14 protein-coding genes are annotated in these 13,177 nt (G+C 34.9%); 4 read left to right on the forward strand and 10 right to left on the reverse strand.

Features of this window, described 5'->3' with window-relative positions:
* Positions 1-787 precede the first annotated feature (787 nt).
* Positions 788-1,774, forward strand: coding sequence for a hypothetical protein (locus tag EJA10_RS07465; protein WP_125479394.1), 987 nt, complete (start codon positions 788-790; stop codon positions 1,772-1,774).
* Positions 1,775-1,910: 136 nt separating this feature from the next.
* On the opposite strand, the gene EJA10_RS07470 is transcribed toward EJA10_RS07465, so the two are convergent.
* The 3 genes from EJA10_RS07470 to EJA10_RS07480 all read right to left on the reverse strand — a co-directional run bounded on the left by EJA10_RS07470 (position 1,911) and on the right by EJA10_RS07480 (position 4,205).
* Positions 1,911-2,717, reverse strand: a complete 807-nt coding sequence (locus tag EJA10_RS07470) for a DUF6575 domain-containing protein (RefSeq protein ID WP_125479395.1) — start codon at positions 2,715-2,717, stop codon at positions 1,911-1,913.
* Entirely contained in the window at positions 2,704-3,159 is a 456-nt protein-coding gene (locus tag EJA10_RS07475; protein ID WP_125479396.1) for a hypothetical protein, read from the reverse strand. Before EJA10_RS07475 ends, EJA10_RS07470 begins: the two co-directional genes overlap by 14 nt.
* A gap of 182 nt (positions 3,160-3,341) precedes the next feature.
* Positions 3,342-4,205 carry a GIY-YIG nuclease family protein gene (locus tag EJA10_RS07480; RefSeq protein WP_125479397.1) on the reverse strand — a complete coding sequence of 288 codons (864 nt, stop codon included), beginning with the start codon at positions 4,203-4,205 and terminating at the stop codon, positions 3,342-3,344.
* A gap of 271 nt (positions 4,206-4,476) precedes the next feature.
* On the opposite strand from EJA10_RS07480, the gene EJA10_RS07485 reads away from it, so the two are divergent.
* From EJA10_RS07485 to EJA10_RS07495, 3 genes are all read left to right on the forward strand, one after another.
* The gene (locus EJA10_RS07485) at positions 4,477-4,794 is read left to right on the forward strand and encodes a hypothetical protein (RefSeq protein WP_125479398.1); all 318 of its coding nucleotides are present in this window, start codon (positions 4,477-4,479) and stop codon (positions 4,792-4,794) included.
* A 553-nt stretch (positions 4,795-5,347) separates the two neighbouring features.
* Positions 5,348-5,767: a very short patch repair endonuclease gene (locus EJA10_RS07490; protein WP_125479399.1), complete on the forward strand. Its 420-nt coding sequence runs from the start codon at positions 5,348-5,350 to the stop codon at positions 5,765-5,767.
* Positions 5,768-5,817: 50 nt separating this feature from the next.
* The gene (locus EJA10_RS07495) at positions 5,818-6,018 is read left to right on the forward strand and encodes a hypothetical protein (RefSeq protein WP_125479400.1); all 201 of its coding nucleotides are present in this window, start codon (positions 5,818-5,820) and stop codon (positions 6,016-6,018) included.
* A 16-nt stretch (positions 6,019-6,034) separates the two neighbouring features.
* Here EJA10_RS07495 and EJA10_RS07500 read toward each other — a convergent pair whose 3' ends face one another.
* The 7 genes from EJA10_RS07500 to EJA10_RS07530 all read right to left on the reverse strand — a co-directional run bounded on the left by EJA10_RS07500 (position 6,035) and on the right by EJA10_RS07530 (position 13,098).
* On the reverse strand, positions 6,035-6,247 hold the full coding sequence (locus tag EJA10_RS07500) for a hypothetical protein (protein ID WP_125479401.1): 213 nt from the start codon (positions 6,245-6,247) through the stop codon (positions 6,035-6,037).
* A gap of 12 nt (positions 6,248-6,259) precedes the next feature.
* On the reverse strand, positions 6,260-7,492 hold the full coding sequence (locus EJA10_RS07505) for a DNA cytosine methyltransferase (RefSeq protein ID WP_125479402.1): 1,233 nt from the start codon (positions 7,490-7,492) through the stop codon (positions 6,260-6,262).
* Between the two features lie 125 nt (positions 7,493-7,617).
* On the reverse strand, positions 7,618-9,192 hold the full coding sequence (locus EJA10_RS07510; RefSeq protein ID WP_125479403.1) for an AlwI family type II restriction endonuclease: 1,575 nt from the start codon (positions 9,190-9,192) through the stop codon (positions 7,618-7,620).
* A 241-nt stretch (positions 9,193-9,433) separates the two neighbouring features.
* Positions 9,434-10,264: an ATP-dependent DNA ligase gene (locus EJA10_RS07515; RefSeq protein ID WP_125479404.1), complete on the reverse strand. Its 831-nt coding sequence runs from the start codon at positions 10,262-10,264 to the stop codon at positions 9,434-9,436.
* 284 nt (positions 10,265-10,548) lie between these two features.
* Positions 10,549-11,589, reverse strand: a complete 1,041-nt coding sequence (locus tag EJA10_RS07520; RefSeq protein WP_246017718.1) for an SIR2 family protein — start codon at positions 11,587-11,589, stop codon at positions 10,549-10,551.
* A gap of 33 nt (positions 11,590-11,622) precedes the next feature.
* Positions 11,623-12,786, reverse strand: a complete 1,164-nt coding sequence (locus EJA10_RS07525) for a competence protein CoiA family protein (protein ID WP_125479405.1) — start codon at positions 12,784-12,786, stop codon at positions 11,623-11,625.
* 6 nt (positions 12,787-12,792) lie between these two features.
* Positions 12,793-13,098, reverse strand: coding sequence for a hypothetical protein (locus tag EJA10_RS07530; RefSeq protein WP_125479406.1), 306 nt, complete (start codon positions 13,096-13,098; stop codon positions 12,793-12,795).
* Between the last annotated feature and the right edge of the window lie 79 nt (positions 13,099-13,177).

A 13,177-nucleotide genomic window follows, 5' to 3' on the forward strand; every position in this document is an offset into this window, starting at 1 on the left:
CTTCTCAGCTAATTGCCGAGTCATCATGAATGCCATTTTAAAAATCAAAATGGATTCTGCGGATTATGTGGGACACTACCCCCACCCCCTACGACCATCGCCCCAGCCCTTAATCTGAGTTAGCCCAAATGGACACGACCTTTCACTTCGTTTCCAAAGTGAAAGCGACAGCTACTCACAGGTTCCCCTGCTTTCAGCCTCCATATCTTTTCTTGAGGTCCAAGAAAAAGACTTAGGATCATTGTGCAAATGCGCTGTTACGCGCTATATTTGGGATTGCATTAAACCACTCATTTGCAATGAGGTAAGTTCTTTGATTTTCCGTTTTCTCGTATTCTAAAACCAGTTAGAATGTGGATAAAACTTTATTTTTCAATTGAACCCAGCCTATTGTAATGACTTATTTTTATATGCTAAATACAGTTTATTAAATCAATATTTATCTATACCAGGTATGAAATCCCATAAAACTGAATATGAGTCTATCAGTTTTTTATGGAATTTTTTTGTTTCGTTCGAGATGAAAAGGCGAATATAATCAATCGCTCGACGGAACCCTTCTTTACTGCCTTTGTTCCACATTATAAGGACTTGAATTTGTTTTTCCAATTGATTGATTGCATATTATGAATGTTAAAATAGCTGTTTCTTCAAATTACAGACCGTTTGCCTATTGAAAGGCAGGTTTCCTGAAAAGGAAACAAAAACTATATATAAATTTTAACGCTCTTTTTGACTTCATGTGGTAGAATCTGTAAAATTATAGTTTTTTGGGAGGTGATTGTATATGAAAGACTTTATTAAAGTAATTGGTTTGGATTGTTTTATGGATTTACTTGAAATTGAGGACAAAAGACCGTCAACTTTACTCAAACTGATTCCAATGGAATATGAACTCGACAAAAAAATGGAACTACTGTGGCGGCGTTCCCTTCACCTTTCTGATTTTGAACTCCACTTTCCAGATTCAGATTTAAAACAAGGAAAGGTTCTTATTCCTATTTTGAAAGAACCTATATTAAAACCAATCGAATTGAAAACTAAGACCGAAGTGTACTCAATGCATGGGAACTTTGCTGATTATAAGATTGAATACCGAAGGCTGCATCTTGTAAAGATACGCTATGAAGTTGGCTTTGTGGTTCTCCGTGATGATGAACGTTACTTAAAAGAAATTGTAAAAGAGGAACATAGCAAAGAATTTTTCTTTATTTACGATAAAAAGACAAATCAATGGAAAACTTGTGATGAATCTCTGTTCAAAGAAGAAAGAAAAAAAATCGAGGCAATAGTAAGAAGTGACAATGTGTTAAATGCATTTAAAAAAGCTTTTGAACATCTTCAAACACCCTATTTATTAGAAAAAAGTTTTGAAAAATTAACATCCCCAATTAATGTAGAACAACACTTTAAAAATTTGTTCCACTTGCCAGGCATCCTTTTTATATTAGGAGATATTCCTTTGGAACATATGAGAGTAATGGAACACTGTTATTATGAAAATCTGCATAAATACAAAAAAAGACCATCAAGACATGATGTATCTGCTGAAAATTCTTATGCGATCAGTTGGCTAAAGTCATTCGTTGAGAATCAAGGAGGATATGTGTATCAAAAAGAATTTTATCCAAATCTAGCAACTCTACACAGTTATCACCAACTCGCAAAAAAATATCGAAGTAGAGAAACAAAAGAAAACGATAGAAAAAATGCAATTGGGTATGCAAAGGAAAACAACATTAAAAAAGAAGAATTCTTTCTGGTTAAATTCTAAAAAATTGCAGGGATACTCTTTTTTAAAGGAACATCCCTGCAATTTTTACCATTCATTATCAACATAGTCTAATTAATTATTCTGAAAGTATTTCTTTTATTTAATCCCCTACGAACTTTGCTTAATGGTTTATTTATTATAAAGATAAAAAGTGTAATTCTCCTTCTATTAGATCATATACACTATAAATCCTAACTTCACTATTAATAGCATTTGCTCGTATATAGTTTTTATTTAAACCTAATTTTCTTTGAACCGTCGTAATACTATCTTCCTCTTCATTTTTAATTATTATTATATAAATTAACTTATCTGAAGAGTTATTACCTAACTGATAACGATTATGCAAGCTAATAATATGATCTGTTATTTTGCGGTATTGAACATTTTTACTAAATTTGAAGTATTTAACTTCAATGAAGATTTTTCTATCCTTCTCATCAATCAGAACACTATCAGCTATAAAATTTGAATTTTTCAATTTTAACTCTTTATATTGTTTGAAGTGTTTAAACTCGTTATTAGTTAGATGTTCAAGAACGAGATTTTCAACTTTAACAATGTCAGTGTTAAACTTAACATTAAATAAAGCATTACCCTTTAAATATGAATCTCTATTTGGTAAATAGTCCTCTTCTAAATAAGAGTAAGAAACTTCTTCTCTATTAATTATATTATTCTTTTTATAATCAGTTGTTAATATAACAATTAAGTTAGCACGCTTTATAAATTCATTTAATGGGTACTTGGAAGCTTTTAGTTCATTTATTTTATCCGTAGATATGGGCACACAAATCCATTTTTCAAAAGTACTGTTTTCTTTATAAAAAAATACAATAAACATGGATTTGCTACTCTTATATAAGAAATATAAAGGCTTATCGTGATAAGCATATGTTTCAATTATGTTTTTTCTTTTTGGAAAAATATCATTTATATTCATTGTTTACTTCCTTTTCTTCAATAAAACTTTTTACATCTAAATAATGTTGGAAATCATTTGGTATACTAGATTTCTCATTTTTAAATATCCACCAATTAACGTGATTATCCCCATCAATCTCAATCAGACCGCTATTACTTCTTAAAAATCCTCTCGCTACAAAAGGGTTGTTTTTACGAAGCCCTTTTATTGACTCTAACTTAGATGCTAAATTATTTTTTCCATCTTCATCAAAATTCACGGAACAGGCAAATTCACCAGCATCAAAGGTTTTACCTCTGTCTTCTTCTATCTGGCACTTGAAATCATTGACACCTAGAGTGTACTTTTTCTTGGTTGCTCTATATATGGGTGTTAAATTAGGTGAAATTGGTTCTCCTCTGTTAATTATTTCATCAAGTACAGGAAACATAAATTCTGGTAATAATTGTTTATAATTCATTTTTATTCTCCTATAAATAAATTCCCCATAATCTATTCGTCGATTGTATACGATTATTCTTCCTCAAATGAATTGTTAAAGGTTATAAATTATCTTGATAAAGCAAACAGACTATTACGTAAATTCTCACGTCTTTTAACCATTAACAGAATCATTTTATTTTCACTGCAAAAGAGTAACAGTTAAACCTTTTTGCGATTTTCATATTGCTTTTTAAACCCCTTCGCCCTGGCATCTTTTAATAAGATCATCTCTCTTGGATCACCAATCCCTTGTTCCCATAACGAAATCCTTAATCCGCTATGCTCAAGTATTTTTTGTACAAACTCCCATTCTGAGTTACTGTACTTCAAATGATGTTTTATTAATAACTCTTTACAAGTTCGAACATCACTTTCATGCATTTGTAGTTCTTCATTTGTAAAAATGTGATAAGGTTCGAATTCAGAAAATGAGAAATAATGATAACCCCCTCTATTTACCACCCAAATAAACTGTTCAAGTGCTCCTTTTATAATTTGGAGTTCTTCATTCACTTTTTCTTTAATTAATTTTCCTTCCAAATTCCTCACTAAGTTGTCTTCAATAAAACCGTTTTCTGTGACCACATCTAGTTCGTCATATCGAGTTCTAGCATCATAACCCAATTCTTGCATATATTTTTTTAGTTTTTGTTCAATGGTCCAGAGTTGCCCTTTAATTGACAACACTCTCTTATCAGTTAAGATTTCTTCTAACTCTAATATAAATAAAGCATTCACTATTACATCGCTATTAGGACCTAAAACCTGGTCTTTAGCATGGCTCTTCATTCTTTTATCGAAATCAGATGTTATACCAATATATATTTGCCTAGTAAACTCATTTAACAATACATATAAATAACCTAGAGTAAATTTCCCTGATACACTGCCTATGTTCTTACAGTAATATGTATACTCATTCTTTTTAGTGAGCTTAAAGTTGCTATGAGAAATTATATGTAACCCTTTAATAAGATCCTTGTTTATTTTTTCATCTACAATTAATGGCTCAAAAGCTTCCATTATATCCCCCTTCCCTCTGTTATCCTTATATTACCAGATATTTGGTGTATCGAGCAGGATTTCTGTCTAACTGTTTTCCTTTTATTTTTCTATAAGTAGCTTAATTACTATAAGTTAAAAAATAAAATGAGAAAAAAATTAATAAAATTTTTTAAACAAAAATTAATTTTTAAGCATAATGGCTTGTCTGCTAGCATATCATAATAAATTGGTATATTTCTCTGCGCAAAAGCATACCTTAAAAGTATAATCTTTAAGGAGGAATGACCTCGTGACAATGAGTACAAGAGAAATAGCAGATCGTATTGTACATCCTTTAAACCGTGCTGCTTTTCTAAAAGGCATTGAGAGAGGTTGGGAAGCACGTTTTCATCCTGCTAACTCTAATCTAATGAATCTTCATGATCCTGGATACGGTAAACGGGGAAAAGGGAAAAATCGGATTGGGGATATTCCACTGGACAGCGAAGAAGCGTCTTTTCGACTTGAACACACTGATTCAAACCGTTTCTACAACTATAAGAAGTTTGGCTATGATGAGAAGGATGAGAACTTTATTGAAGAGGTCTTTAAGCATTTTGAAGATTAAGTTGTATTATTATTGATAAAGTTAATGGTATTCAAATTCCTATAAACTAAAGGGTGAAATCGATTTGATTTCACCTTGTAACCTATTTGTGTATACAGAAACAAGATTTTAACCAACCGTGATCTTTTTTATGACCGCCAAGAGATTTGCCACACATCGCCAATACAATTAACAAATACCATTAACAGAAACTGCCTTCTAATAACTAAGAAGCTCAATGATACATTGTTTGATGCATATTTGGGTTCTTGGGGTTTTAATTTTCACTAAAGTACCCTTTAATAGTAAACAAAGAATAATACTAAACAAACAGTACAAAAAGTTTAAGAAATATATAATGGCTCAGTTCTAAACTGAGCCATTTCTAATAAGCGAATTTCAATTGCTTTGTGAACTAAAGCCTCCACTACCTTTTAAAGAATACCTCACCATATCTTCGGATAGTTCATTTTTCTTTAAGATATTCCTTTCAAACATTCGTGATTCAAACTCAAAAGGTGGACTTGTTTATCCTGCTTTAAAAAGGAAATAGGTAATAAAAGAGGTGTTAAATATGGCTGACCGTATATCAAAGGAAACTAGAAGCAAGAATATGAAGGCAATCAGGTCCGTGTCCAAGCTGGAATATGAAATTGCTAAAGAGCTGTGGAGAAGGGGAGTTCGATTTAGAAGAAACGTAAAGAACCTAAAAGGGAAACCTGACATAGCCATAAAAAAATATAAAATCGCTATCTTCATTGATTCCTGCTTTTGGCACGCTTGCCCCAAGCATGGAAACATGCCTAAAAGCAATTTGGATTATTGGGAAAAGAAGCTGGAACGGAATGTGAACAGGGACAGAGAAATTACTGATTTTTATCTTGAGAATGGATGGAATGTGAAAAGAGTCTGGGAGCATGAAGTGAAAGAGAACTTTGATAAGGTCATCGAAGACATTATATCTTTTATTCAAGAAAAAAAAATCGCCCACTAGTCATTTAATGGTAAAATATCCTTACAATAGGCAAGAAAGGGAGCAGGTTCATGAAAAAAGTGGATACAATCGGAACAGTACAAGACCTTGCAATTGTGATTCAGGAACTTTATAAAAATACGGAAATTATTGTTACTGGATCAGGAGCTGAAGAAGTAGGCGAATATGTGGTGAAGGCACTGAAGGACTTCAAAGTGGCTTATACAGAAAAACTTACAGAGGAAGGTCATTACATCAAAATTTATGACTAAAATAAAAAAAAGGAGATCAATTATTTGATCTCCTTTTTTTTGCAATATTTAGGTTACGAACTTCGTTGACACTTTTTCCCCAGTCATATGGCTGTGAATAATAAATATTTCCGCATGAAAGACACTGGACATCGCAGAGCCTTTTGTAGCCGATTATATCTTTAAAGCCTTCAGGATACTCCTCAATACGGATCACATCTAAAATGCCGTTGCATTCTTTACAGAACATGATTTTGCTCCTTTACGGCTTTATTTCCTCCAGCTCCATTGATGCTTGTCCTTCAGGTGTTTCTACTTTCTTCTTAGCTTTGCCCGTACGCTTTTTCTTTTTCTTTTTGTTTACGCCTGTTGCCAACATCTCCTGGATATGGTTTTCATCCCATTTAGCTTCTTCTGTTTCGTACGGGATTCCTGCCAAGGTTTTCAGAACGGCTTCCACGATGACTTTTGCTCCTTTAGGTGGAACTGCCATACCAATTTGCCTTCTGACGCTTTCTTTTCCGCCAAAGAATTCATACCAGTCTGGAAAAGTTTGCAGTCTTGCTCGTTCCCTATTCGTTAAGGCTCTTGGCTCAGCATAATGGTACATATGGGTTCCGCCCCCGCCACTTCCAGTAACAGTATAACTTGGAGCGTCTGGATCTAGACGTTTGTATATGTTACTCATTTTTGCTCCCTTGACGTTCAGACGGTATTGTTCAGGCAGATAGTCTACCCAGCAATTATCTCCAGGTCTGATATGGTCTAGCATTTCCACCACTTGTCTCTGATGCTTGGTAAATTCATGATTCATGGCATCAGCTGGTATTGGAGGATTCTCCAGTGCCTGCATTGCTGTTGTCCATTGTTCCCTGTTTTTATACGGAGCTCTTGGCACCTGAAATTTTAGCCCAAGATCTTTTCGAATTCCGCAGATTATAATGCGGTGCCTCGCTTGCGGCACGCCGTATTCCTCAAATTTGTATTTATGAGGAGTGATATTATACCCATGCTCGCCTGCTTCCTCCATAGCTTTGAGGATCTGGACGAATGCTTTTCCTTCATTGGCTGATTCCAGCCCGCCAACATTCTCTGCTATAAAGGCAAGAGGGTTATGGTGGTTCAGCACCTTTATTCCGTACGTATAAAGACCGCCGTATTCTCCTTCCAATCCTTTGGTTTCGCCAACCAGACTGAAATCGTTGCACGGGAAGCCGAACGAAAATAATTCAATGGGAGAAAGGGATTCAATATCGAGATCCTTCACATCTCCGAATTTAACAGATTCAGGGTCGTCATCTTCTTCGAGGATATTAAGACGAAAAGTTTCGACTGTTTCCTCATGATAATCATTTGCCCATGCATGTACGACTTTATATTCTTCGCCGTTTTCATCTAAAACAAGATTTCCTTCTTCATCTATAACAACTGCCTGCTTTGCGCCAAGGGATAAGCCTCCTGGTCCGCAGAACAGCTCTCCTTTTCGAAAAATCATTTTAACATCCCCAATTTAAGTCTAACAATTCTATAAAAATCATTATACAACATATTGCACCGTTTGACATTATTCGAGCAAAAGGAAAACAGAACCATACATTGACAGTTCTGTCTCCTTTATTACTATAATGATTCAATATCTACAACTGTAAGTCTTCTGTTATATTGGAAGATATTATTCAGTCGTGAATGGTCAACTGGGCTGGCTAAGTGTTTTTGCAACAAGTACAGCAAATCTCTGGCTGAGATAACGCAGCCGTTTTTGCCTGATGCATTCGATACTTGCTGAATCTGATTATCAATATTTGCTCCGAATCCGTCTGCCACATACATAAAAAATGACAGGTTGCCAAAACGGTTGCTCCAGTCTGGAATATAGTTATTAATCATACGGTTCCTGTGATCATTGGTCAGGGAATATGTGCGGTATGCTTTTGCATCAATAATTCCTGAAAAATTATACGTAGTAGATGCCGCAAAGACATCTGGGTGCAGCGGACTAGTCCCGATATGACGGGAATGGAAGCCAAGAAGCTCAAAGATATGATTAGTTGCCAGTTCGAACTCTCTCGCTAATTCGGTTCCGCTGATTGCCATGTTCAAATAACTGGTTTCAAAGATGCTCAATGTATCTGGTCTGAATCCTTGCAACACCGCTTCTACCTGCTGGTTGCTAAATCCTGTTATATGAGCGATTTCATCGATTAATCCTGCTGTAATCGTTGTAATCGGTCTTGTTCCAGCAATATGAAGATACTCACTTCGCACCCGTCTTTCACGATACAGCTGGTCTGTTACCGTTCGTTGCTGAGTAAAGTTTCGGTTATCTCTTCTTCCTCCAGGAGCAAGCCCGTAATTCCTTTGAAAGTTTTCTTCCCAGTATGTATGATTCGTATCGATGGGACGGATTCTTGTCCCATCTCTTAACATCGCTCTCACCTCTACCCGTTTATGAGCTGGAATGTAAATAGGACCAGTTTTCGTATCGCGGACCACTAACTGAGTGTATTCTATAAAATTAATGAATGTATTAGCTGTATCTGCAAGGGATTCCATTGCCTCTTCCTTTGTGCGCGTATGCCCAGTGTTTCTGCTACTCGGATAAAGCTCTCCAAAATTTTCTGGAATCACGGCATCCCCGTTTCGTCTGTAATCCAGGATACGCTGGATTACATGCTCAATGCATTGATCGGATTCATTTTCACCTTCAGTCATAACAAAATATCCGATTTCCTGTTTTGTCAGATGTCCAATTCTGCCATCAATCAGCAAAGTAAGCATAAACCGAAAAGGTCTTACATTAAACCTTCTGTTGATGTTAACGCCGCTTCTCAAGGAATAGGAAGAAGGATACTGAAGCTTCATTAACTGATTTGTGATAATCGGAACAGGGGGTTCACCATTTAATAGTTCTTCTCCAGCAAGCGTAATCTGTACCGAATCAGTAGCTGTATCATGAAAAATAAGTCCTAATGCATACAGCCAGGATTCATAAGTCCTTGCCCCTCCCGCCCGTCGGTCCCTTCTCTCGCCTGGACGCTTTATGCCCATCCTTTCTAGCTCCGATTCAAAGTCCAGCTGTCTTCCTATATCTGCTCTCCAAACATCTCCTAGATTCTGCAAGGAGAAAAGAGATAAAATATCAATGACTGGATACAGTTTTCTTTTATTTCTTGGCACCATCCAATTATTTATCATCACATACACTCCTAAACTATATTCTAGTAATATAGTTCTATACGAAGTGCCAAGATGCCTGCAAAAAGCCTTGATAATCTGAAGAAGCTGTAAAAAAAGTGCTCTTCTACTGCTGTAACATTTAGAATGATTAGAGAGCTAAAATAAAATAGAGAGATAAAAACTGTTCATGATAAAAAATTTCTCAAAAGAAAAAGGAACCAATAGGTCCCCATTACAATAACTATTTGTAACTGACAGTTCATGAAACCCAGTCCACAAATGATGGAATCCGTAATAACCCTTTCTTAGTAAGATTCCTATACTTTACCTCACATTGAAGCTTTGCTTTAAGAAAAATCCATTCATCCGTTTCATTCGTAATCAATTCGTTTGACTCTCGATAAATTTTCTTACGAGCCTCTGGCGGGACAAACTCCATGACACCTAAATTGATGATCTTGTTGTTTTCCTCTTTCCCAAGCATAACCCCGAACTGGTCTTTTCTAACTCCAGTAATAAAATAGCTACCAAATTGATAGTTAATACACTTTAGCCAATCATGGGAACGTTTATGCTGATAGATTGAGTCGATTCGCTTAAAAACCACCCCTTCTAGTGCCTGTTCCTTCACTAAATTAAAATAAGCTTTTCCGTTTCCAACAATCCATTTTACTGGGGTGACATGTGGATGTGAGGGCAATACCTCTCCTAATAGTTTCTTTCGCTCTATAAGGGGCATTTGAGTCGTTTTATGACCTTCCCAGTATAAGACATCAAATATACAAAACATTATAGTATGGTTCGTTTTAAGTGACATAAACCGTTCCATTGTCACTTCAAAGTCTGGTTTTCCCGTGTGTGGATCTGTTACAACAACTTCTCCATCAAGCACTGTTCCATTAGGGACATTTAAATCCAACAGTTCTTTAAATTTAGAGGTAACATCATTGTTATGCCTTGTATATAGTTTCACTTTTCCTTCCCACTTTGAAAGGATTATTCGAATCCCATCAAGTTTTAATTCTGTTATATATTTATCGTTATCAAACGGATCATTTGTTTTTTGTAGCAACATTGGTTTTATAAACATGAAAAAACCTCCTTCCTCCATTTTACCAGCCATAAATTAGGGAGGGCATGGGAATGAAAGGAAAGAGATTTTCATAGCTTCTACATTTAATCAGATAGTAACGATAAATGTGCAAAAAAAGACGAATATCGTCTCTTTCTTTTACTATTCAAAAAAGCCATTTTTACAGTATTTAAGTAAAAAAATGGCTCTGTTTGGTGAACTGAGCCATTTTTAATTTATTTATTTCAAGTGATTTTTGAACAAATGCACTATTTTTCAATACTTTTCTTCACACTCTGATCTTAATAATGGATATTCGCTAAATAAGGATTGTTTAGAATTGTATTATTTTTTTCCTCATCTGTCAGCAAATCTTTTATATACCGTTCTATATCTTCAAAAGTCATTTCTAGATTAAAACCCTTTGAACCGTCTAGCCATCGTACATTCATTAACCTATCAAACGTTGCTTCACAAGATCGGCGGGGAAACTTTCCTAAAGAGGAATCAAAAAAACTTGAGTGAACAGAATAATGATGGGAAAAAATAAACTCATCCCAAGTTTCTCTTAGTTCTTCTTCAGGTCTTATATCAATTACCTCAACCTCTTCAAGTTCCCTTTCTGCATTAGAACCCCATGCGTCCTTTAAAAGTTTTATAGCTGATACATCTGTTTTAGGAGCACTATATCCAAAAATAGTAAACATATATGCCTTTTTTAGATAAAACTGCGTTAAATTCCAATTGTCTCTAATAAAAATATCCTCTGTGTAGTTCTTATCTTTTACTGGATACAGAAGTTTGGTAGGGGTAAAGGGATTACCACAAACAGGGCAATTATTTCTTATATTTCCAGCCCGCTTGTCTTCCTCACATATGCCAACATAAACATTACCGTGCAAAAATGAAAGCTTAGGTAAATTGTCAGTAAGCTTAGACACCCTATTGTAAGCTTGAAGCAATAATGGGTCCCAATTAAAAGTTGCTATCAAGTCTTTTTTAGTAAGACTAAGTAATAGAAAATCATATACAGTAGGATTAGTAGGTATTTCAAAATCATAAAAATAATTGTATATTCTTTTTTCGAGTTCCTTAGTGATTGCATGACATTCAGGACGGCTGTTCAATTCCGAGTAAATATCCTCCAGATTATCACTTTGAGTATTTAAATTAACTTTTTGGACTGCATCTGACATTCCTAATTTTTCAATAAAACCAGCCATTACTGATGTTTTCTTACTATTTTTATCACCATTAGGTATAGCGGCAACACTCGCTCCTGCCCCTAATAAAACTACATGTGGACGTTGTTTCATAAGTTTTTCATATTCAATTGCACTCAATTCAATTCACCTCTTTATTAATCGTATTTGTATCTAACTAAAATTCTTAATTTTATGATCAAATTTCAAACACAAATCGAGTAAAAACTGTTTTATTATATTTTGATGAAGATCTGCTACACTACTTATATCTGGTAGTTTAAAATCAAATCCTATAATGCTATTTTTATTACCGTCTTCCCATCCCCCAACCAACGCATCCACTTCTATTCCAGCCCAAACCATTTTCTTCAATATTTCGTAAAGTAGATTTTGCTGACTTGAGATAAAATAGGTTTTATCATTTCCCATGAGATATTTTGTTCCACTTCTACTTGATACGTATTGGACATTATTTAGTGGCTCACTATTACGTATGATTGAATTAAATGCTTGTGCTCTGATGGTTGTACTGTTCTTAAAAATTTGGTCTCTGATATAGTCTTCTATCCCAATGTTGTTAATGTCATCAATCACTTTTTGAACTGCCTTCTGCTTATAGAGTAATTCTTCTTTTTCCATCAAGGGTTCACGAGCAGCAGCGATTAGCTGTGAATAATATTTAGAATAGAGATGTTCTTCTTGATATTGAACGACTTTTCCCCTATAAGATTGGAAAAACAAATCGATTGAACTGGACTTCACTTCAAATTCATATCTCTTATTTTCTCCTTTTCTCGGTATCAGTTCAAGATAGCTAATTCCTTTTGCCGCATAAAAGGAGCGTTTTTCCTCTTCCATCTCATGTGTAACACATACTTCAATCGCTAAACCATTTCCAACTTCTGTTGGACAAAAAACATCAGCAATGTACGGTCCAACTCTTTCTTCCACTTTTGCACCCTTTAATGCACGTAAGGAAACCAGGATATCATGTAAATTCGCATCATAATCTTTTGAAAGTCCAACCAAAGCAAGCTGTTCATACAGTTCTGGAAGATACTGGTCTAATGGGAAGGTAAGATGTACGTAATATCCGTTTGGACCGAAGCACTCATCGGCAAGATAATTTTTGGCGTTAAAGTGCAAAATAGTCTCATTATCTGCTGCACAATTTGATCCTGGCTTATGACTAAAATGATGCTCTCTTTCTTCTCCCTTTCGAAAAATAACTTCCTCTTCACAAAAAGGGCATTTATAGACTACATTTCTCGTTAACTCTTCAGATATATGCTTAAGTTCAGACCCTGCATAGGCATAATCAAGTTTTATACTCATATGGCATTACTCCTGCTCTTCTGCTTCTTCCAAGAACGATACTGGGAATTCATCCACTGGTTTATCACTAAACAAAAACTCTTTGAACTCTTCACTATTATTTAGTTCAAGTTTTTGAATGGCTTCAGAAATACCTGCCCGAATAAGTTCTCTTACAAAAGGAACTTTTTTCATCCCTATTGATTTAGCAATTAACTCCAGTTTTCGATTATCGATTTCATTCAGTGAAACGGTAAATTTCACCTCATGTTTCTTATTTTTCATAACAGACTCCCCAATTACATGATCAATAAATTTTGAAACTTCACTCACCTAAACCATCTCCTTAAGTTCCATTTATGGTTATATATTATACCCTTTTAAATAACTTGTAAAGTAACCTTTGTAATAA

This window comes from Mesobacillus subterraneus (assembly GCF_003937825.1).
In the GTDB taxonomy this organism is placed as follows: domain Bacteria; phylum Bacillota; class Bacilli; order Bacillales; family Cytobacillaceae; genus Mesobacillus; species Mesobacillus subterraneus.